Origin of the sequence: Streptomyces sp. CB01201, from assembly GCF_002803085.1 — a bacterium.
GTDB lineage: Bacteria > Actinomycetota > Actinomycetes > Streptomycetales > Streptomycetaceae > Streptomyces > Streptomyces hundungensis.
Map to the genome: position 1 here is coordinate 320,898 of NZ_NNBJ01000011.1, position 19,574 is coordinate 340,471.

Genomic DNA, 19,574 nt, shown 5'->3' on the forward strand with positions numbered 1-19,574 from the left:
GGCTCGGTCCCCTGAACGGGCTGCGTCCGCCGAACGGGCCGGAAGCGCCGAACGGCCCGGGCCCGCCGAACGGGCCGGAAGCGCGGTCTCTCAGGACCGGGCCCGCTGGGTCACCGCGATGCACACCAGGACCCCGGCCGCGGCGAGCGGAGCGGCCGGCGAGAGGTGCTCGCCGAGCAGCAGCACCGACCAGAAGAGGGTGAGCAGCGGCTGGGCGAGCTGGAGCTGGCTGGCCCTCGGCACGCCGACCGCGGCGAGCCCCCGGTACCAGACGTACAGGCCGAAGCAGTTGGACCCGGCGGCCAGCCACAGCAGGCCGGCCACGCCGTGCCCGGTGAGCCGCCAGGGCTCGTGGACCAGCGCCACCGCGGCGCCGGCCAGGGCGAGCGGCAGGCACAGGACCAGCGACCAGGCGACCACCTGCCAGCCCGGCATCAGCGCGGCGAGCCGGCCGCCCTCGACATACGCGGCGGCGCAGACGAGCAGCGCCGCGAACAGATAGACATCGCCCGAGGACAGCGCCCCGCCGCTCTGCTGCACGGTGAAGACGGCGACCACGGCGGCCCCGGCGAGCGAGGCCGCCCAGAACGCGGGGGAGGGGCGGCGCCCGGTGCGTACCGCGCCGAGGGCCGCCGTGGCCAGCGGAAGCAGCCCGATCACCACGGCGGCGTGCGAGGTCGTCGAGGTCTCCAGGGCGAGCGTGGTGAGCAGCGGGAACCCGACGAGGGAACCACCCGCGACCACGGCGAGCCCGGCCCAGTGCGCCCGCGCGGGCAGCGGCACCCGCCGCCCGGCCAGCAGTGCACCCGCGATCAGCGCGGACAGCACGATCCGCAGGCACACGAGCGACCAGGGCCCGAAGCTCTCAAGTCCCCAGGCGGTGCCGGGGAAGGTGAGCGAGAAGGACACGACCCCGAGCGCGGCGAGCAGGGCTCCGCGGGGCAGGGGGGCGGGGGCGGCGGGGGTGGCGCCCGGCCCGGCGGCCCGGACCCCGACGGTGCCGGTCCCGGGCCTTGCGCCGACATCCCCGGCGGTGCCGTCCGTACCGGGCCCGGTACGGCCGAGGCCGGTGCCGGTGCGGCGGCCGATGCCGGTCGGGTCGGCGCCCGCAGTGGTCCGGCCGGGTCCGGCGGCTTTGGGCCGGCTGCGCCTGCCGCCCGCGGCGGTGCCGGTGGTGGGTCGGCCGGCCGGGTCGCCCCCGACCGCGGTGGATCCGGGTCCGGTGCCGTCGGCCGCGCCGACCGCTATCGGGCCGAGGGGAGTAGCGCTATCCTGTGCTGTCATGCACGAGCGTAGCAGCGTGGTTGAACTGGCGGAATCCCTGCGGAGTGAGCTCAACCGCTACTCGGTGGGTGGGAAGTTGCCGTCGAGCCGGGTGCTCGTCGAGCGGTACCGGGTGTCCCCGGTGACGGTCTCGCGCGCGCTCGCCCAGCTCGTCGCCGAGGGGCTCGTGGTCACCCGGCCCGGTGCCGGTGCCTACCGGGCGGAGCCGCGCCCGGTCACCCCGCGCGCCGGCGACACCTCCTGGCAGGAGGTCGCACTCAGCGCCGACGGGGCCACCGAGCCCGCCCCGCGTGCCGTCGACGCGAGCGGAGTCCTGGCCACCCTCGGCATCCCGGCGACCGGCGTCATCGACCTCAGCGGCGGCTACCTCGACGCCGGCCTCCAGCCCGAGCGGGCCATGGCCGCCGCGCTCGGCCGGGCCGGCCGCCGCCCCGGCGTGTGGAGCCGGCCGCCCGTCGACGGGCTCACCGAACTGCGCGCCTGGTTCGCCCGCGAAGTGGGCGGCGCGGTCGCCGCCGCCGACGTCCTGATCACCGCGGGCGGCCAGACCGCCCTGACCACCGCCCTGCGCGCGCTCGCCGCGCCCGGGGCACCCGTGCTCGTCGAGTCACCCACCTACCCCGGCCTGCTCGCCATCGCCCGGGCCTCGGGCCTGCGGCCCGTCCCCGTCCCGGTCGACCCCGACGGCATCCGCCCCGAGCTCCTCTCCCGCGCCTTCGCCGCCACCGGCGCCCGCGTCCTGATCTGCCAGCCGCTCTTCCAGAACCCGACCGGCGCCCTGCTGTCCCCGGACCGGGGCCGCGAAGTGGTCCGCATCGCGCACGCCCACGGCGCGTTCGTCGTCGAGGACGACTTCGCCCGCAGGCTCGCCCACCAGGACGCGGGCCCCCTGCCCGCCCCGCTCGCCGCCGACGACCCCGACGGCGTCGTCGTGCACGTCTCGTCGCTCACCAAGGCGACCTCGCCGAGCCTGCGCGTCGGCGCGCTCGCCGCCCGCGGGCCGGTCCTGGAACGCCTGCGTGCCATCCAGGTCGTCGACTCGTTCTTCGTGCCGCGTCCGCTCCAGGAGACCGCCCTCGAACTCGTCGGCTCCCCGGCCTGGGGCCGTCATCTGCGCGCCGTTTCGGCCGAGTTGACCGCGCGCCGGCAGTCCCTCGCGGCCGCCGTGCTGCACGGGCTCCCCGAACTCGCCCTGCCGCACGTCCCGTCCGGCGGCTACCACCTCTGGCTCCGGCTGCCCGACGGCGCGTCGGAGACCGCCGTCGTGTCCGCCGCGCTGCGCGCGGGCGTCGCCGTCGCCCCGGGGCGCCCCTACTTCAGCGCCGAGCCCCCGGCCGGGCATCTGCGCCTCAGCTTCGCCGGCGTGACCGGCGGTGCGGAGATCTCCGAGGCGGTGCGCAGGCTGCGCACCGCCCTGGACAGTGTGCTGGGTTACTGACAACCGGCCCGCCGCCTGCGAGGCTCCCGGCATGAGTGAAGTGATCTTCCGCGACTACACGATTTCCAGCGATCCCGGCCGCCTCGACGCCGCCCGGGTCCACCACTGGCTCTCCACGGACACCTACTGGGCGCTCGGCCGCACCCGCGAGAAGCAGGACGCCGCCATCGCCGGCTCCCTCAACTTCGGTGCCTACGAAGCCGGTTCGGGCGAGCAGGTGGCGTATGCGCGGATCGTCACCGACCACGCCACCTTCGCCTGGCTCTGCGATGTGTACGTGGACCCCGCCGTGCGCGGCGAGGGTCTCGGCACGGCCCTCGTCACCGCCGTACGGGACCACTTGGCGCCGGCCGGGCTGCGCAGGATCCTGCTCGCCACCGCGGACGCCCACGGGGTCTACGAGAAGATCGGCTTCCGCACCCTGGAGACCGCGGACAAGTGGATGGCCCTCGGCGTGCAGTAGGCCCGCGCCGCGTGCAGTAGGCCCGCGCCGCGGCCCCGGCTCAGGTCAGCTCGCGGACGACCCGGGCCGGGTTGCCGACCGCGAGCACGCCCGTGGGCAGGTCCCGGGTGACGACCGCACCCGCGCCCACCACCGTGTTCGCGCCGATGTCCACGCCCGGGCAGACGATCACCCCGCCGCCCAGCCACACATTGTCCCCGATGGTCACGGGGAGCGCCCTCTCCCACCCGGCCCGCCGCCGCTCGGCATCCAACTCGTGGCTGGGCGTGAGCAGTTGGACGTTCGGACCGATCTGGACATCGGCTCCGACGGTGATGGCGCCGGTGTCGAGGAAGACCGCCCCGAAGTTCACGAACGTCCCCGGGCCGATGCTGATGTTGTAGCCGAAGTCGCACCGGAACGGTGCCCGCACGTGGACGGACGCGTCGACCTTGCCGAGCAGCTCGGCGAGGATCGCGTGCCGCTCGGCGGCCGGGGCCGTCACGGCCGCGTCGTAGGCCGCGCACAGCCGGACGCGGCGCTCGGTGTCGGCGCGCAGCTCCGGGTCGTCGGGCAGGTACCACTCGCCGGCCAGCATCAGACGCTTGTTCTCACCCATGGACGTCCTTCCGGCTCTGCCGCCCCACCGCACGGTCGCCCAGACCGTACGCCATCCGGCGCCGGGCGCGACGGAAAAACGTCGGCGCGCGGCCGCGATCCGTGTCGATCCGGCCGGTTCCCGTTCGTATAGATGGTGAGGGCCGCCCCGCCGGGGCCGCCACCGTCCGAGGAGAACGCCATGACGAACGCCCTGCACTACCTGCTCAGCGTAGTCACGCCGAGCGAGGGGACCCCGCCGAACGCCGACGAGATGGCCAGGATCACCGGAAACCTCCAGGCCTTCCACCAGGAGCTCAAGGACGCCGGGGCCTGGGTCTTCGCCGGGGGCCTCGCGGCACCGTCCACGGCCACGGTGCTGCGCGAGAAGAACGGCGATGTGCTCACCACCGACGGGCCGTACATCGAGAGCAAGGAGTACCTCGGCGGCCTGTGCATCGTGAAGGCGCCCGACCTGGACGCGGCCCTGGAATGGGGCCGCAGGGCGGTGCTCGCGACGACGCTGCCCATCGAGGTGCGGCCCTTCTACGGCGAAGTCCAGGAGTGAGCGGGACGGGGCCGGGCGCACCGGGGAACGACGAGGTCGAGCGGGTCTTTCGCGCCGAGTACGGCCGGGCGGTCGCCGTACTGGTCCGGGTGCTCGGGGACATCGACCTCGCCGAGGAGGCCGTGCAGGACGCGTTCGCGACCGCGCTGGTGCGCTGGCCCGCCGACGGGCCGCCGCCGAGCCCGGCCGGCTGGATCATCACCACCGCCCGCAACCGGGCCGTGGACCGGCTGCGTCGGGAGTCGACCCGCGCGGACCGGCAGGCCGAGGCCGCCCGGCGCGAGCGCCTGTACGCGAGCGACAAGCCCGCCGAGGAGGGCCCCGTGCACGACGACCGGCTCCGCCTGGTCTTCACCTGCTGCCATCCCTCGCTCGCCCCCACCGCCCAAGTCGCCCTGACCCTGCGGCTGTTGGGCGGCCTGAGCACCGCCGAGATCGCCCGGGCCTTCCTGGTGCCCGAACCGACGATGGCCCAGCGTCTGGTGCGGGCCAAGGGCAAGATCCGCGAGGCCCGCATCCCCTACCGGATCCCGCAGGAGGCGGAACTCCCGGACCGGCTCCGCGCGGTGCTCGCCGTCGTCTACCTGATCTTCAACGAGGGGTACGCGGCCCGTTCGGGTGACCGGCTCGTCCGCGACGACCTGTGCGCGGAGGCCCTGCGGCTCGGCGGGCTGCTGGTCGAGCTGATGCCGGACGAGCCGGAGCCGCTCGGGCTCCTCGCGCTGATGCTGCTCACCGCGTCGCGCCGGGCCGCGAGGACCGGCCCGGCGGGCGAACTGGTCCTCCTCGCGGACCAGGACCGCACCCGCTGGGACCCCGAACTCATCGCACAGGGGCAGGAGTTGGTGCGTCGCTGTCTGCGCGGCGGCCGGCCGGGTCCGTACCAGATCCTGGCCGCGATCAACGCCGTGCACAGCGACGCCGCGACGGCGGGCGGGACGGACTGGCACCAGATCCGGCAGCTGTACGACCAGCTGCTCGCCCTCGCGCCGACACCGGTCGTGGCCCTCAACCGGGCGATCGCCGTGGCCGAGACCGAGGGCCCGGCCACGGCCCTCGCCCTCGTCGACGCGCTCGACCTCCCGGCCTACCACCTCCTGCACGCCACCCGGGCGGACCTGCTGCGCAGGCTCGGCCGGTGCGAGGAGGCGGCGCGCGCCTACGAGGAGGCGCTGGCCCGGACGGACAACGCCGCGGAGCGGGCCTTCCTGGAGCGGAGGCTGGCGGAGCTGAGGGCCGCATAGGGGGCCGGCTCCCGCCGCGCTCAGGCCGAGGCCTTGGCTGCCGCGCCCGCCGAGTCCGCCGTGCGGGCCGCCCCGGCCGTCCGCGCCACCACATGGCGGCGCCGGGCCGGCATCCCCAGCAGCGGGTTGGCGACGGCCCAGGCCGCGCCCTTGCAGACCACCTCCTTGTACAGGGCGGCGAACCGCCCGGTCAGCACCCCGCGCACGGCCCGGTCGTCGGCGGTCACGTACTGGATCAGGCCCTCCCTGCGGCCCAGCGAGACGCACTGGTTGACGTAGCGCAACGGCACGTCCGGGAGCTTTCCGCCGGTCAGCCGGGCCGCGATCGCGTCGGCGGCCTGCCAGGCCATGGGGGTGCCGGACGCGCACGACATCCGCAGCGGCTTGCCGCCGGCGCCCGTCGTCACCGCCGCGTCACCGACGGCGTACACATCGGGGTGCGAGAGCGAGCGCATGGTCGCGTCGACCGCGATCCGGCCGTCGGCGCCGGTCTCCAGGGCGGACGCCCCGGGGATGGCGTGGACGGCGAAGCCGGTCGTCCACACGGTGGCCGCGGACGGGATAGTGCTGCCGTCGGCGGTGGTGACGTGGTCGGCCGTGACGCCCGTGACGGCCGCGTGCTCGTGGACGGTGATGCCGAGGGTGGCGAAGACCTTGCGCAGATGGGCCCGGCCCCTGGGCGAGAGCCAGTCGCCGAGGCCGCCGCGGGCGACGAGGGCGACATCGAGGTCCGGGCGGGCCTCGGCGATCTCGGTGGCCGCCTCCAGGCCGGTGAGGCCGCCGCCGACCACGACCACCGGCTGCCCGGCGCCGAGGCGCGCGAGCCGGTCGCGCAGCCGCAGCGCCCCGGCGCGCCCGGCGATCTCATGGGCGTGCTCGGCCGCGCCGGGGACGCCGTGGTCACTCCAGCCGCTGCCGAGGGCGTACACGAGGGTGTCGTACGGGAGGTCCTCGGCCGCGCCGTCGGTGTCGATGCCGTGCGCAGCCACGACGCCGACGGTCTTCCGGTCGACGTCGACGCCAGTGACCTCGGCGAGCCGCACCTCGACGCCGGTGCCCGCGAACATCTCGCTCAGCGGGCGGGGCCTGAGGCCCTGACCGGTGGCGAGCTGATGCAGCCGGACGCGCTCGACGAAGTCGGGCTCGGCGTTGACGAGGGTGACGGCGACGTCGTCGCGGTACAAGCGCCTGGCGAGCCGTCCGGCGGCGATCGCTCCGGCGTATCCGGCTCCGAGGACGATGATGCGGTGCTGCATATCCCTGCTCCTGTCTCGCGCGGTGTCGCCCCTTGAACCGAGCGGCCCGCCGTTTCCTGACAGGCACGGGATGTGAAGCGGGTCACAGAAGTCAGAAGGCGTGGAGCAGCGGCTCTCCGTGCTCGATGGCCGCCCACTGCCGGGTCGCGCGTTCCAGCTTGTCGGGGTTGCCCTGGCTGCGGAACGCCACGATGCCGTCGGCGCCGATCTCCAGGGACATGACGCCGACGACCCGGCCGTCCACGACGGCCACGACGGCGGGCGCCCCGTTGGCGTTCGCGGCGTGGATCTCGGCCGAGCCGCCCACCAGGGCGCGCTTGGCCTTGCCGGGCTTGAACAGGCCCCGCATGAACGTAGCGACCGCGAGCGCCCCCTCGAAGGCACGGGTCCGCGCCGGGACCTTGCCGCCGCCGTCGCCGATCGCGGTGACGTCCGCGGTGAGCAGCCGCACCAGCGGCTCGGTCCGTCCGCTGGCCGCGGCGGCCAGGAACTCCTCGACCACCCGCCGCGCCGCGGCCGCGTCGATCTCGGTCCGGGCGGTGCCCGCGGACACGTGCTTCTTGGCCCGGTGGAGGATCTGCTGACTGGCGGCCTCGGTGAGGTCGAGCATCTCGGCGATCTCCCGGTGCGCGTACCCGAACGCCTCGCGCAGGACGTACACCGCCCGCTCGTTGGGGGAGAGCCGCTCCAGCAGGGTGAGCACCGCGTACGACACCGATTCGCGCTGTTCGGCCGTGTCGGCGGGGCCGAGCATCGGATCCCCGTCGAGCAGCGGCTCGGGCAGCCACTGGCCCACGTAGGTCTCGCGGCGGGCCCGGGCCGAGGTCAGCTGGTTGAGGCAGAGCCGGGTCAGCACCTTGGTCAGCCAGGCCTCGGGCACCTCGATGCGTTCCACGTCGGACGCCTGCCAGCGCAGGAACGTCTCCTGCACCATGTCCTCGGCCTCGCTCGCGGACCCGAGCATCCGGTAGCCGATGGCCTGGAGCCGGGGCCGGGCGGCCTCGAACCGGTCCACGTCGTTCACGGTCAGCGCCATGGCCCGGATATTAGCTCCCGGCCGCGGCCGGGAGCCCGGCGCGGGCCCCTCGGCGAAGCTCCGGGCCCGCGGCCGAGCCCTCGCGGCGGGGCGTCGTCACGCAGGGGTGACGAGCGGCGGGTGGTCGAGCACGCGGGGCGTGTACTCGACCAGCTGGGTACGGCCGTCGAAGGTCCGGTGCCCGATCATCTGGAGGGCGACATCCGGATAGCCGTCGTAGATGCGTTCCTCACCCGTGGCCCCGGTGATCACCGGGAACATGACGACCCGGAAGCGGTCGACGAGTCCGGCTCGTAGCAGGGACCGGCAGAGGCTGAGGCTGCCGATCGTGGTGAGGAGCCCCGAGCCGCTCGCCTTCATCGCACGGACCGCCTCGACGGCGTCGTCGCGGACGAGCGTGGAGTTGGCCCAGGTCAGTGGCTCCGTGAGGGAGGAGGAGAACACCACCTTGGAAGCTCGCGTCAGCTCGTCGACGGACGCCTCCTCCTCGGGCCTGAACTCGTCCTGGCCCTCGGGGACCTCGCCCGCGGCGAAGCCCGACATCAGGCGGTAGGTGTTCGCTCCCATCAGGTAGGTGGCCGGGGGCTGCTCGCCGAGCCATGCGAAGTACTCCGGGCCTTCGAGGCCCCAGAATCCGGGCCACCCCTCTCCTGAGGCGTAGCCGTCGAGGGAGGTGATGAAGTCGACGAGAAGCTCCGACATGGTGGTGTCCCTTCCTTGGGTGTCACGAGCTTGGACCGGCCGGGAGCCGCGAACTCATCGGTCGGGTGCCGCGAACTCATCGGTCGGGCCGGAGAACTCTTTGCATAAAACTGCATGCCTGCGTATAGTCATGCCATCACCGAGGAGGAACGATGGCAGCGGTACGTGCGGCAGTGGCGGGGGCCAGTGGGTATGCGGGCGGCGAATTGCTGCGTCTGCTGCTCGGGCACCCGGGGGTCGAGGTCGGGGCGCTGACCGCGAACTCCAACGCCGGACAGCCGCTCGGGGCGCTTCAGCCGCATCTTGTCCCGCTGGCCGGGCGGGTTCTTCGGGCCACCACGGCCGAGGTGCTCGCGGGGCACGACGTCGTCTTTCTCGCGCTGCCGCACGGGCAGTCCGCGGCCGTCGCCGAGCAGCTCGGCGACGACGTGCTGGTCGTCGACCTGGGCGCCGACTTCCGGCTGCGTGACGCCGCTGACTGGGAGAAGTTCTACGGCTCGGCGCACGCCGGGTCCTGGCCCTACGGGCTGCCCGAACTGCCGGGCGCGCGCGCCGCGTTGGAGTCGACGCGGCGGATCGCCGTGCCGGGCTGCTACCCGACGGCCGTCTCCCTCGCACTCTTCCCCGCGTACCGGGACGGACTCGTCGAGCCGGACGCCGTGATCGTCGCCGCCACCGGCACCTCCGGCGCGGGCAAGGCGCTCAAGCCGCATCTGCTGGGCAGCGAGGTGATGGGCTCGATGTCGCCGTACGGCGTCGGCGGCGGGCACCGGCACACCCCCGAGATGATCCAGAACCTGAGCGCCGTGGCCGGCGAGGACGTCACCGTGTCCTTCACGCCCACCCTCGCGCCGATGTCCCGCGGCATCCTCGCCACCTGCTCCGCCAGGGCGAAGGCCGGTGTGAGCGCCGAGAGCGTGCGGGCCGCGTACGAGAAGGCCTTCGCGGACGAGCCGTTCGTCCATCTGCTCCCCGCCGGGCAGTGGCCGGCCACCGCCTCCGTGTACGGGTCCAACTCCGTTCACGTACAGGTGGCCTACGACGAGAGCGCGCAGCGCGTCATCGCCGTCAGTGCCATCGACAACCTCACCAAGGGCACCGCCGGCGGCGCGGTGCAGAGCATGAACATCGCCCTCGGACTCGACGAGTCGACGGGCCTTTCCACGATGGGAGTTGCGCCGTGAGCGTGACGGCAGCCAAGGGATTCACGGCGGCGGGCATCGCCGCCGGGATCAAGCAGAACGGCAACCCGGACCTGGCCCTCGTGGTCAACACCGGGCCCCGCCGCGCCGCCGCGGGCGTCTTCACCTCCAACCGCGTCAAGGCCGCGCCGGTCCTGTGGTCCGAGCAGGTCCTCAAGGGCGGCGAGGTGAGCGCCGTGGTCCTCAACTCCGGTGGCGCCAACGCCTGTACGGGCCCCCAGGGCTTCCAGGACACCCACGCCACGGCCGAGAAGGCCGCCGAGGTGCTCGAAGGGCACAGCGCGGGCGAGGTCGCCGTGGCGTCCACCGGCCTGATCGGGGTGACCCTGCCGATGGACAAGCTGCTTCCGGGCATCGAGCGCGCGGCCGCCGAACTCTCCCCGCACGGCGGCGAGAAGGCCGCCATCGCCATCAAGACCACCGACACCGTGCACAAGACCAGCGTGGTCACCCGGGACGGCTGGACCGTGGGCGGCATGGCCAAGGGGGCCGGGATGCTCGCCCCGGGTCTCGCCACCATGCTCGTCGTGCTCACCACCGACGCGGACCTCGACGCCGCCACCCTGGACCGGGCGCTGCGCGACGCGACGCGGCAGACCTTCGACCGGGTCGACTCCGACGGCTGCATGTCCACCAACGACACCGTGCTGCTCCTCGCTTCCGGCGCTGCTCAAACGGCACCGGAATACGGGGAGTTCGCCGAGGCCGTCCGGGCCGTCTGCGACGACCTGGCCCGCCAGCTCATCGGGGACGCGGAGGGCGCCTCCAAGGACATCCGCATCGAGGTCGTGAACGCCGCGAGCGAGGACGACGCCGTCGAGGTCGGACGCTCCATCGCCCGCAACAACCTCCTCAAGTGCGCCATCCACGGCGAGGACCCCAACTGGGGCCGGGTCCTGTCCGCCATCGGCACCACGCAGGCCGCCTTCGACCCGGACCGCCTCAACGTCGCCATCAACGACGTCTGGGTCTGCAAGAACGGCTCCGTCGGCGAGGACCGCGACCTCGTCGACATGCGCTACCGGGAGGTCAGGATCACCGCCGACCTCGCGGCCGGCACCGCAGGGCCCGTCGTCATCTGGGCCAACGACCTCACCGCCGAGTACGTCCACGAGAACAGCGCGTACAGCTCATGAGCACGCGCAAGCACACCGCCCTGCCCAAGGCGCAGATCCTCATCGAGGCGCTGCCCTGGCTGACCCGGCACCACGGCAAGACCGTCGTCATCAAGTTCGGCGGCAACGCCATGGTCGACGAGGGTCTGAAGGCCGCGTTCGCCCAGGACGTGGTGTTCCTGCGGCAGTCCGGGCTCAAGCCCGTCGTCGTGCACGGCGGCGGACCGCAGATCAGCAAGCAGCTCGACAGGCACGGCCTGGTCAGCGAGTTCAAGGCGGGCCTTCGGGTGACCACCCCCGAGGCCATGGACGTCGTCCGCATGGTGCTCGCCGGGCAGGTGCAGCGCGAACTCGTCGGGCTGCTCAACCAGCACGGACCGCTCGCCGTCGGCATGACCGGCGAGGACGCGCACACCATCACCGCCACCCAGCACCGCCCGGAGATCGACGGCGAGCTGGTAGACATCGGCCGGGTCGGCCAGATCACCGCGATCGATCCGGGCGCCATCGAGGCACTCCTGGACGACGGCCGGATCCCGGTCATCTCCTCGATCGCCCGCTCCCAGGACGACGGACATGTCTACAACGTCAATGCTGATACGGCGGCTGCGGCACTTGCGGCTGCGCTGGGCGCCGAGACCCTGATGGTCCTGACCGACGTCGAGGGGCTGTACGAGGACTGGCCCAACAGCGACGACGTGATCAGCCGACTGACGGCGAGTCAGCTGGAGACGCTGCTGCCCGAGCTCTCCAGCGGCATGGTCCCCAAGATGGAGGGCTGCCTGTTCGCCGTGCGCAACGGGGTCAACACCGCGCGCGTGATCGACGGACGGGTCCCGCACTCGATCCTGCTGGAAATCTTCACCGACGAAGGCATCGGCACCATGGTCGTGCCCGACGGACCGCACGTAAGCGATGGACAAGGGGGAGCGCGGTGACCAACCAGGAGCTCGCACAGCGCTGGCAGCAGGTCATGACGGACAACTACGGCACGCCCGGGCTGTCGTTGGTGCGCGGCGCGGGCGCGACCGTGTGGGACGCGGACGGCACCGCCTACACCGACTTCGTCGGCGGCATCGCGGTCAACGCGCTCGGCCACGCCCACCCGGCCGTCGTGCAGGCCGTGTCCCGGCAGATCGCCTCGCTCGGCCATGTCTCGAACCTGTTCGTGGCGGAGCCGCCGGTGGCGCTCGCCGAACGGCTGGTCCAGCTCTTCGGCCGGCCCGGCCGGGTGTTCTTCTGCAACTCCGGCGCCGAGGCCAACGAGGCCGCCTTCAAGATCGGCCGCCTCACCGGGCGCACCCACATGGTCGCCACCGACGGCGGCTTCCACGGCCGGACGATGGGCGCGCTCGCCCTCACCGGCCAGGAGGGCAAGCGGACGCCGTTCCTGCCGCTGCCCGGCGAGGTCACCCACGTACCGTTCGGGGACGTCGAGGCGCTGCGGGCGGCCGTCACCGAGGAGACCGCCCTCGTCGTCATCGAGCCCATCCAGGGCGAGATCGGTGTCGTCGTCCCGCCGCCGGGATACCTGGAGGCGGCCCGCGAGATCACCCGCGCCACCGGCACGCTGCTCGTCCTGGACGAGGTGCAGACCGGCATCGGGCGGACCGGCAGCTGGTTCGAGTACCAGCAGCACGAGGGCGTCGAACCCGACATCGTCACGCTGGCGAAGGGCCTCGGCGGCGGTCTTCCGCTCGGCGCGACGGTCGCCTTCGGCGCGGCGGCCGAGCTGTTGAAGCCCGGGATGCACGGCACCACCTTCGGCGGGAACCCGGTCGCCTGCGCCGCCGGACTCGCCGTGCTCGCCGTGCTGGCCGCCGACGGCGCGCTCGACCGGGTCAAGTCGACGGGCGAGAAGCTGCGCGCCGGAATCGAGGCGCTCGGGCACCCGCTGGTCTCCCATGTCCGTGGTGCGGGGCTGCTGCTGGGTATCGTGCTCAACGAGCCCCTCGCACCCCAGGTGCAGCAGGCGGCTCAGGACGCCGGCTTCCTGGTCAACGCGCCCGCCCCCGATGTCGTACGGCTCATGCCGCCGCTCATCATCGGTGACGCGGAGGTGGACGCGTTCCTCCGGGCACTGCCCGGCGTCCTCGGCACAGTCAACGGGGACGGACGATCCGGAGAATGAGACGACGATGACCGACGAGGCGCAGGACTTCGACCCGGGCGGCCCCGCCGTACCGCAGACCCGCACCGCCCGCCACCGCCGGATCGTGGACATCCTCAACCGGCAGCCGGTGCGGTCCCAGAGCCAGCTCGCCAAGCTCCTCGCGGACGACGGGCTGAGCGTCACCCAGGCGACGCTCTCCCGCGACCTCGACGAGCTGGGCGCGGTGAAGATCCGCAACACCGGCGGCGAGCTGATCTACGCGGTACCCAGCGAGGGCGGCTTCCGCACGCCGAAGGCGCCGCTCGGCGAGTCGGCGAAGGAGGAGCGGATGCGCAGGCTGTCCGCGGAACTCCTCATCTCCGCTGAGGCCTCCGCCAACCTGGTGGTCCTGCGCACGCCGCCCGGCGCCGCCCAGTTCCTCGCCTCGGCCATCGACCAGGCCGAACTGCACGACATCCTCGGCACGATCGCGGGGGACGACACCTTGATGCTGATCAGCCGCGACCCGTCGGGCGGCCAGGCGCTGGCCGACCATCTGCTGCGGCTGGCCCAGAACGACCATCGCTGACTGAGGAGTTGGGGGCCACGGCCCCAACTGTGCGGCGCTGTGGTCACGTTCAGTAGCGCGTGATCGCGGTCGCGCCCCCGTTCGTGCCGATCGCGATGTGCGGTCGGCGCGCCGGGTCCGCCCAGGCGAGGACCCGGTCCATCGCCTCGGCCGGTACCGACACACAACCCGCCGTCGCGCCGCGCCCGTTGACGTGCAGGAAGATCCCGGCCCCCCGACCGCGCACGGGCCGGGTGTAGTTGAAGCCGATGACGAGCGCCCGGGCGTACTGGCTCGCGTACGCCGTCAGATGCTCCGACTCGCTCGCCCGGCAGTCCGGGGGCAGGTCCTCCACCCAGCGGTTGTAGGCGCGGGACTCGTTGTCCTCGCACCACCAGGACCGGTCCGTGGCGCGCCGGTACGGATAGCGGGTGCCGGGCGGCGCGGCCGCCACCCCGAAGGCGTACGGCAGCGAGTAGAGGCCGGTCGGCGTGGTGTCGGTGCCCTGGACCCGGGAAGCGCCCTCCACCAGTCCCTTCGCGCCGAACCTGGCCGGCGCCGAGCCCGCCTCCACCCAGCTTCCGTCGCGCCGGTCCCACCAGGTGAGCCGGCCCGTGGTGGCCCCCGTGTCGAGCGCCTGGGCGGTCAGGAGCTGACTGCCGCCCCCGGTGTCGGCCAGTCGCTCGGGCAGCGGCCCGGGGGCCGCGGGTGCGGCGAGCGGGAACAGCAGGGACGCCAGGAGCACGGCAACGATGCGCATGTTCCGGACCGTATGCGCCCGCGCGCCGCCCGGCCGCCCGAACCGGCGGGAGTTGCTCCGTACGTGCGGCCGGCCCGGACGCCGCGGGCTGTCCGCGGGGCGCGGGCGGGCGGCGACTCACCTCGACTCGTTGACAAAACATACAGAGGATTGCATAGTTATGCCTATGGACGAGAAGGTCGCCCGGCGCGACTCCGGGTGAGCCCGGCTCGTTATACGGCCGCCTCCCCGTTCCTCCGCGGCGGGGCGGCGGCCGCACATCCACTTCTGAGGAGCTTGAGCTGTGAGCAGCAACAACGGTGACGTCCGGCTCTGGGGAGCCCGGTTCGCCGACGGCCCCGCCGAAGCGCTGGCGAAGCTGTCCGCCTCGGTCCACTTCGACTGGCGGCTCGCCCCGTACGACATCGCCGGCTCGCGCGCCCACGCCCGTGTGCTGCACAAGGCGGGACTGCTCACCGCCGACGAGCTCCAGCGCATGACCGAGGGCCTGGACCAGCTGGAGGCCGATGTCGCCGACGGCTCGTTCGTCGGCACGGTCGCCGACGAGGACTGCCACACCGCCCTGGAGCGCGGCCTCCTGGAGCGGCTCGGCGCCGACCTCGGCGGCAAGCTGCGTGCGGGCCGGTCCCGCAACGACCAGGTCGCCACGCTCTTCCGGATGTATCTGCGCGACCATGCCCGCACCATCGGCGGCCTGATCGCGGAGCTCCAGGACGCCCTGGTCGGCCTCGCCGAGGCGCACGCGGATGTCGCGATGCCGGGCCGCACCCACCTCCAGCACGCCCAGCCGGTCCTCTTCGCCCACCATGTGCTGGCCCATGCGCAGTCCCTCTCCCGGGACGCCGAGCGGCTGCGGCAGTGGGACGGGCGGACCGCGGTCTCGCCGTACGGCTCCGGCGCGCTCGCCGGCTCCTCCCTCGGGCTCGACCCGGAGGCGGTCGCGGCCGACCTCGGCTTCGAGCACGGCTCGGTCGGGAACTCCATCGACGGCACGGCCTCGCGGGACTTCGTCGCCGAGTTCGCCTTCATCACGGCGATGATCGGCGTGAACCTCTCGCGGATCGCGGAGGAGATCATCATCTGGAACACGAAGGAGTTCTCCTTCGTGACCCTGCACGACGCCTTCTCGACCGGCTCGTCGATCATGCCGCAGAAGAAGAACCCGGACATCGCGGAGCTGGCGCGGGGCAAGTCGGGCCGCCTCATCGGCAACCTCACCGGCCTGCTGGCGACGCTGAAGGCGCTGCCGCTCGCGTACAACCGGGACCTCCAGGAGGACAAGGAGCCGGTCTTCGACTCCTGCGACCAGCTGGAGCTGCTGCTCCCCGCCTTCACCGGCATGATGGCCACCCTCACCGTCAACCGTGACCGGATGGAGGAACTGGCCCCGGCCGGGTTCTCGCTCGCCACCGACATCGCCGAGTGGCTGGTCAAGCGGGGGGTGCCGTTCCGGGTCGCGCACGAGGTCGCGGGCGAGTGCGTCAAGGAGTGCGAGGCGCACGGCATCGAGCTCGACCAGCTCACGGACGAACAGTTCGCGAAGATCTCCGAGCATCTGACCCCCGAGGTCCGTACGGTCCTCAACGTCAAGGGTGCGCTCGCCTCCCGCAACGGCCGGGGCGGTACGGCCCCGTCGGCGGTGGCGGTCCAACTGGCCGAGGTCAAGGCCGACTTGGCGGTCCAGCACGCGTGGGCGACCGCGAAGCGGTAGCACCCGGCGCAGACCGGTCCACTGGCCCTGATGAGACGTTCGTGTCTCATCAGGGCTAGACTTGTCTCATGACCGTGGACCGAGACCAGGTACTCCGCACCGCCGCCGCCCTCCTCACCCGCAAGGCCACCGCCACCATGGACGAGGTGGCCCGCGCCGCCGGAATAGGCCGGGCGACCCTCCATCGCCATTTCGCGGGACGCGAAGCGTTGGTCAGGGCCCTCGAAGAACTCGGCATCCGCGAACTGGAGGCCGCCCTCGACACGGCCCGGCTCGACGAGGACGGCGCCCCCGACGCGCTGCGCCGCCTGGTCACCGAGGTCGAGCCGGTGGCGGGTCTGCTCGCCTTCCTCGTCACCGAGAACCAGCTCTTCGAGACCGAGCAGATGAACGAGGGCTGGGCCCGCATCGACGCCCGCGTGTCCGCCCTCTTCCGGCGCGGCCAGGAGCAGGGCGAGTTCCGGATCGACCTCACCCCCGCCTGGCTGACCGAGGCCCTGTACGGGCTGATCGGCTCCGGCGCCTGGGCCGTGCAGGACGGCCGGGTCGCCGCCAAGGACTTCCAGTACATGATCGTCGAGTTGCTGCTCGGCGGTGCACGACGGAGCGTGGAGAAGTGACCGCAACCGAACAGCGGGCGCCCCAGGCCATCGGCCCGATGGGCCGCTGGCTCGCGCTCGCGGTACTCGTACTGGCCGTGCTGCTCGTCGCCGTCGACGCGACCGTGCTCGGCCTCGCCACCCCCTTCCTCAGTGAGGACCTCAAGCCGACCGGCACCCAGCTGCTGTGGATCGGCGACGTCTACTCGTTCGTCATCGCCGGACTGCTGGTCTCGATGGGCAGCCTCGGCGACCGCATCGGCCGCAAGAAGCTGCTGCTCATGGGTGCCGTGGCGTTCGGCGCGGTGTCCGTGCTCAACGCGTACGCCTCCAGCCCCGAGATGATGATCCTGGCCCGGGCGCTGCTCGGTGTCGCGGGCGCGACGCTGATGCCGTCCACGCTCGCCCTGATCCGCAACATCTTCCACGACCCGCGCGAGCGCAGCCTGGCCGTGGGCATCTGGGGCGCCGCCGCGTCCGCGGGTGCGGCGGTCGGGCCGGTGGTCGGCGGGTTCCTCCTGGAGAACTTCTGGTGGGGCTCGGTCTTCCTGATCAACCTGCCCGTGATGGCCGTCCTGGTCCTGGTCGGCATCAAGCTGCTCCCCGAGTCCCGCGACCCGAACCCGGGGCCCTGGGACCTCATCAGTGTCGGGCTCTCGCTCGTCGGCATGGTCGCCGTGGTGTACGCCGTCAAGGAGGCCGCGGTCAACGGGTTCCGCTGGGACATCCTGGTGGCGGGCGTGCTCGGCATCGCGGCCCTCGTCTGGTTCGTACGCCGCCAGCGCACGCTGGCCTCGCCGCTCCTGGACATCCGGCTGTTCCACCACCGGGGCTTCTCGGGAGCCGTGCTCGCCGATCTGCTGACCATCCTCGGGCTTTCGGGCCTGGTGTTCTTCCTGTCCCAGTTCCTCCAACTCGTCCAGGGCCGCTCGCCGTTGCAGGCGGGGCTGATCGAACTGCCCGCCGCGGTCGGCGCGGTGGGGGCCGGGCTCGCGGCCGGCACGATCGCGCGGCGGGCCTCGGTGCGCAGCGCGGTCGCCGGGGGCCTCGCGGCGGTCGGCGTCTCGCTCGCCGCGTGCATGCTGCTCGGCGCCGAGACCAAGGTGTTCTCGCTCGGGCTCGCCCTGTTCGTGGGTGGCCTCGGGGCGGGGCTCGCCTTCACGGTGACGGCCGACGTGATCCTCTCCAGCGTGCCCAAGGAGCAGGCGGGGGCGGCGTCCGCGGTCTCCGAAACCGCGTACGAGCTGGGCGCGGCCCTCGGGATCGCGCTCCTGGGCTCGGTGGTGACCGGCATCTACCGGGGCTTCGTGGTCCCGGCGGGCGTCCCCGCGGACGTCGCGGCCGAGGCGCACGATTCGCTCGGCGGTGCGGTGGAGGCGTCCGCGAAGCTGCCCTCCGACCAGGCGGACGCGCTGCTGTCCGCGGCGCGGGACACGTTCACCCAGGGCTTCCAGACGGCGGCCGGGGTGGGGGCGGTGGTGCTGTTCGCCACGGCTACGGCGGCCTGGTTCCTCCTGCGCGGCCAGAAGCTGGCCGAGGGCCTGGAACACCCCTGACGCCCCGAGCGCCGCACCCCTGAGCGGGCTGGGGGTGCGGTCGGGGTTGCGTGGGCTGCGGCCCGGCTGTTCGGGGGCGCGGGGAACTGCGCGACCGGCCACGCACGGTGTGCAGGCGAACGATCGCCGTTCGGGCGCAGCCTGTGCGTCTTCGTCTGCGGGCCGCCGGGGGCTGGTCGCGCAGTTCCCCGCGCCCCTGGTGGGGCCGGCGGCAGCTGAGTTGGTGCGGGTCTCGGTGCTGCGAGATGCGGTGCTGGCATCTTGGGGGCGCGGGGAACTGCGCGCTCAGCCATGCACGGTGTGCGGGTGAGGGGTCGCCGTTCGGGCGCGGCCTGTGTGTTTTCATCTGCGGACCGTCGGGGGCTGGCCGCGCAGTTCCTCGCGCCACTGGCGGGGCTGGGCCCGACTCCCCTTCGGGGCAACGGAAATGGGCCCGACCCTCGCGGGTTGGGCCCAAGGCCCGTCAGGGCAGGGGAGTTGGGGCGTGCCCCGAGCCGATGGGGGCTAGGCCGCCTTGGCCTTGGTGGCGTACATGTCGACGTACTCCTGGCCGGACAGCCGCATGACCTCCGCCATCACCGAGTCCGTGACGGCCCGCAGCACGTACCGGTCCCGGTCCATGCCCTCGTACCGCGAGAACTCCATCGGCTCCCCGAAGCGGACCGTCACCTTGCCGGGCCGCGGCATCCCCGAACCGCCCGGCTGCAACTTGTCCGTGCCGACCATCGCGAAGGGGACGACGGGCGCGCCCGTCATCAGGGTGAGCCGGGCGACGCCCGTGCGGCCGCGGTACAGGCGGCCGTCGGGGGAGCGGGTGCCCTCCGGGTAGATGCCGAACATCTGGCCGTCCTCCAGGACCCGGCGGCCGGTCATCAGCGCCGCGACCCCGCCGTTCGCGCCGTCCCGGTCGACCGGGATCATGCCGACCCCGGTGAAGAACCACGCCATGAGGCGGCCCTTGAGCCCCTTGCCCGTGACGTACTCGTCCTTGCCGATGAAGGACACCTGACGGTCGCACACGATGGGCAGCACGATCGAGTCGATGAACGTCACGTGGTTGCCGGCGAGGATGACTGGACCGGTGCCCGGAATGTTCTCGGCGCCTTCCACCTGTGGGCGGAACATCAGGCGCATGATCGGTCCGAGCACTGCCTTGATGAGCGCGAAGCGGGACAACGGGCCCTCCGGAGTCGTCTGGGTGGGGGTGGGATGTCTGTGCAGGTGAGGACGATACTCGCGGGCCGCCGCTGATCGCACATCGGGTTCACGAAGTGGATACGCGCTGTTGACATGTGTTTGCGCCAGGTTCGGCCCGCATTCGTCCCCGGGTACCCATAAAGCATCCCTCTCTTCAGGTCCGTCCGCCTACGCTCGACTCCCCGCTTTGACAGGTGCGGGACACGC

The 19,574-nt window shown here is 72.9% G+C and carries 19 protein-coding genes; 12 read left to right on the forward strand and 7 right to left on the reverse strand.

The annotated features are described in order from the left end of the window. Nucleotides 1-90: 90 nt before the first annotated feature. Nucleotides 91-945, reverse strand: coding sequence for a DMT family transporter (locus CG740_RS23510; protein ID WP_234376462.1), 855 nt, complete (start codon nt 943-945; stop codon nt 91-93). Nucleotides 946-1,282: 337 nt separating this feature from the next. On the opposite strand from CG740_RS23510, the gene CG740_RS23515 reads away from it, so the two are divergent. Beyond that, nucleotides 1,283-2,722 carry an aminotransferase-like domain-containing protein gene (locus CG740_RS23515; protein ID WP_100577216.1) on the forward strand — a complete coding sequence of 480 codons (1,440 nt, stop codon included), beginning with the start codon at nt 1,283-1,285 and terminating at the stop codon, nt 2,720-2,722. A 31-nt stretch (nt 2,723-2,753) separates the two neighbouring features. Continuing rightward, the gene (locus CG740_RS23520; protein WP_100577217.1) at nt 2,754-3,185 is read left to right on the forward strand and encodes a GNAT family N-acetyltransferase; all 432 of its coding nucleotides are present in this window, start codon (nt 2,754-2,756) and stop codon (nt 3,183-3,185) included. A 40-nt stretch (nt 3,186-3,225) separates the two neighbouring features. On the opposite strand, the gene CG740_RS23525 is transcribed toward CG740_RS23520, so the two are convergent. Then, nucleotides 3,226-3,783, reverse strand: a complete 558-nt coding sequence (locus CG740_RS23525; RefSeq protein WP_100577218.1) for a sugar O-acetyltransferase — start codon at nt 3,781-3,783, stop codon at nt 3,226-3,228. A gap of 180 nt (nt 3,784-3,963) precedes the next feature. On the opposite strand from CG740_RS23525, the gene CG740_RS23530 reads away from it, so the two are divergent. Further along, entirely contained in the window at nt 3,964-4,329 is a 366-nt protein-coding gene (locus CG740_RS23530) for a YciI family protein (protein ID WP_100577219.1), read from the forward strand. After that, a complete protein-coding gene (locus CG740_RS23535) occupies nt 4,326-5,573 on the forward strand; it encodes an RNA polymerase sigma factor (protein ID WP_234376444.1) in 1,248 nt (415 codons plus the stop codon). Before CG740_RS23530 ends, CG740_RS23535 begins: the two co-directional genes overlap by 4 nt. A gap of 20 nt (nt 5,574-5,593) precedes the next feature. Here the strand turns inward: CG740_RS23535 and CG740_RS23540 are convergent, their stop codons facing one another. The 3 genes from CG740_RS23540 to CG740_RS23550 form a co-directional block, all read right to left on the reverse strand. After that, a complete protein-coding gene (locus tag CG740_RS23540) occupies nt 5,594-6,829 on the reverse strand; it encodes an NAD(P)/FAD-dependent oxidoreductase (protein WP_100577221.1) in 1,236 nt (411 codons plus the stop codon). A 91-nt stretch (nt 6,830-6,920) separates the two neighbouring features. Continuing rightward, nucleotides 6,921-7,865, reverse strand: a complete 945-nt coding sequence (gene sigJ / locus CG740_RS23545; protein ID WP_100577222.1) for an RNA polymerase sigma factor SigJ — start codon at nt 7,863-7,865, stop codon at nt 6,921-6,923. Between the two features lie 96 nt (nt 7,866-7,961). After that, on the reverse strand, nt 7,962-8,567 hold the full coding sequence (locus CG740_RS23550) for a dihydrofolate reductase family protein (protein ID WP_100577223.1): 606 nt from the start codon (nt 8,565-8,567) through the stop codon (nt 7,962-7,964). A 152-nt stretch (nt 8,568-8,719) separates the two neighbouring features. On the opposite strand from CG740_RS23550, the gene argC reads away from it, so the two are divergent. Genes argC through CG740_RS23575 form a run of 5 tightly spaced genes read left to right on the forward strand, consistent with a single transcriptional unit; the run spans nt 8,720 to nt 13,565 of the window. Further along, entirely contained in the window at nt 8,720-9,751 is a 1,032-nt protein-coding gene (gene argC, locus CG740_RS23555; RefSeq protein ID WP_100577224.1) for an N-acetyl-gamma-glutamyl-phosphate reductase, read from the forward strand. Continuing rightward, nucleotides 9,748-10,905: a bifunctional glutamate N-acetyltransferase/amino-acid acetyltransferase ArgJ gene (argJ, locus tag CG740_RS23560; RefSeq protein WP_100577225.1), complete on the forward strand. Its 1,158-nt coding sequence runs from the start codon at nt 9,748-9,750 to the stop codon at nt 10,903-10,905. The genes argC and argJ overlap by 4 nt, the downstream gene beginning before the upstream one ends. Continuing rightward, complete coding sequence (gene argB, locus CG740_RS23565; RefSeq protein ID WP_100577226.1) at nt 10,902-11,822, forward strand: acetylglutamate kinase; 921 nt, start codon at nt 10,902-10,904, stop codon at nt 11,820-11,822. The genes argJ and argB overlap by 4 nt, the downstream gene beginning before the upstream one ends. A 35-nt stretch (nt 11,823-11,857) precedes the next feature. Continuing rightward, nucleotides 11,858-13,015: an acetylornithine transaminase gene (locus CG740_RS23570; RefSeq protein ID WP_234376463.1), complete on the forward strand. Its 1,158-nt coding sequence runs from the start codon at nt 11,858-11,860 to the stop codon at nt 13,013-13,015. 7 nt (nt 13,016-13,022) lie between these two features. After that, complete coding sequence (locus CG740_RS23575; RefSeq protein ID WP_100577228.1) at nt 13,023-13,565, forward strand: arginine repressor; 543 nt, start codon at nt 13,023-13,025, stop codon at nt 13,563-13,565. A gap of 49 nt (nt 13,566-13,614) precedes the next feature. On the opposite strand, the gene CG740_RS23580 is transcribed toward CG740_RS23575, so the two are convergent. Further along, nucleotides 13,615-14,304, reverse strand: coding sequence for a L,D-transpeptidase family protein (locus CG740_RS23580; RefSeq protein WP_100577229.1), 690 nt, complete (start codon nt 14,302-14,304; stop codon nt 13,615-13,617). Between the two features lie 283 nt (nt 14,305-14,587). Here CG740_RS23580 and argH point away from each other — a divergent pair, with 283 nt between their 5' ends. The 3 genes from argH to CG740_RS23595 all read left to right on the forward strand — a co-directional run bounded on the left by argH (nt 14,588) and on the right by CG740_RS23595 (nt 18,170). Continuing rightward, nucleotides 14,588-16,015 (forward strand): argininosuccinate lyase, encoded by a 1,428-nt coding sequence (gene argH, locus CG740_RS23585; protein ID WP_100577230.1) that lies wholly within the window; start codon nt 14,588-14,590, stop codon nt 16,013-16,015. A gap of 68 nt (nt 16,016-16,083) precedes the next feature. Then, entirely contained in the window at nt 16,084-16,635 is a 552-nt protein-coding gene (locus CG740_RS23590) for a TetR/AcrR family transcriptional regulator (RefSeq protein WP_100577231.1), read from the forward strand. A 38-nt stretch (nt 16,636-16,673) separates the two neighbouring features. Then, entirely contained in the window at nt 16,674-18,170 is a 1,497-nt protein-coding gene (locus CG740_RS23595; RefSeq protein ID WP_100577413.1) for an MFS transporter, read from the forward strand. Between the two features lie 504 nt (nt 18,171-18,674). On the opposite strand, the gene CG740_RS23600 is transcribed toward CG740_RS23595, so the two are convergent. Beyond that, nucleotides 18,675-19,295, reverse strand: a complete 621-nt coding sequence (locus tag CG740_RS23600; RefSeq protein ID WP_234376445.1) for a lysophospholipid acyltransferase family protein — start codon at nt 19,293-19,295, stop codon at nt 18,675-18,677. Nucleotides 19,296-19,574 lie beyond the last annotated feature (279 nt).

What these genes read in the sequence shown, in the direction of transcription:
- CG740_RS23515 (WP_100577216.1), top strand. Translation starts at nt 1,283, where the DNA reads ATGCACGAGCGTAGCAGCGTGGTTGAACTGGCGGAATCCCTGCGGAGT.
- CG740_RS23520 (WP_100577217.1), top strand. Translation starts at nt 2,754, where the DNA reads ATGAGTGAAGTGATCTTCCGCGACTACACGATTTCCAGCGATCCCGGC.
- CG740_RS23525 (WP_100577218.1), bottom strand. Translation starts at nt 3,783, where the DNA reads ATGGGTGAGAACAAGCGTCTGATGCTGGCCGGCGAGTGGTACCTGCCC.
- CG740_RS23530 (WP_100577219.1), top strand. Translation starts at nt 3,964, where the DNA reads ATGACGAACGCCCTGCACTACCTGCTCAGCGTAGTCACGCCGAGCGAG.
- CG740_RS23540 (WP_100577221.1), bottom strand. Translation starts at nt 6,829, where the DNA reads ATGCAGCACCGCATCATCGTCCTCGGAGCCGGATACGCCGGAGCGATC.
- sigJ (WP_100577222.1), bottom strand. Translation starts at nt 7,865, where the DNA reads ATGGCGCTGACCGTGAACGACGTGGACCGGTTCGAGGCCGCCCGGCCC.
- CG740_RS23550 (WP_100577223.1), bottom strand. Translation starts at nt 8,567, where the DNA reads ATGTCGGAGCTTCTCGTCGACTTCATCACCTCCCTCGACGGCTACGCC.
- argC (WP_100577224.1), top strand. Translation starts at nt 8,720, where the DNA reads ATGGCAGCGGTACGTGCGGCAGTGGCGGGGGCCAGTGGGTATGCGGGC.
- argB (WP_100577226.1), top strand. Translation starts at nt 10,902, where the DNA reads ATGAGCACGCGCAAGCACACCGCCCTGCCCAAGGCGCAGATCCTCATC.
- CG740_RS23570 (WP_234376463.1), top strand. Translation starts at nt 11,858, where the DNA reads ATGACGGACAACTACGGCACGCCCGGGCTGTCGTTGGTGCGCGGCGCG.
- CG740_RS23575 (WP_100577228.1), top strand. Translation starts at nt 13,023, where the DNA reads ATGACCGACGAGGCGCAGGACTTCGACCCGGGCGGCCCCGCCGTACCG.
- CG740_RS23580 (WP_100577229.1), bottom strand. Translation starts at nt 14,304, where the DNA reads ATGCGCATCGTTGCCGTGCTCCTGGCGTCCCTGCTGTTCCCGCTCGCC.
- CG740_RS23590 (WP_100577231.1), top strand. Translation starts at nt 16,084, where the DNA reads ATGACCGTGGACCGAGACCAGGTACTCCGCACCGCCGCCGCCCTCCTC.
- CG740_RS23595 (WP_100577413.1), top strand. Translation starts at nt 16,674, where the DNA reads ATGGGCCGCTGGCTCGCGCTCGCGGTACTCGTACTGGCCGTGCTGCTC.
- CG740_RS23600 (WP_234376445.1), bottom strand. Translation starts at nt 19,295, where the DNA reads ATGTTCCGCCCACAGGTGGAAGGCGCCGAGAACATTCCGGGCACCGGT.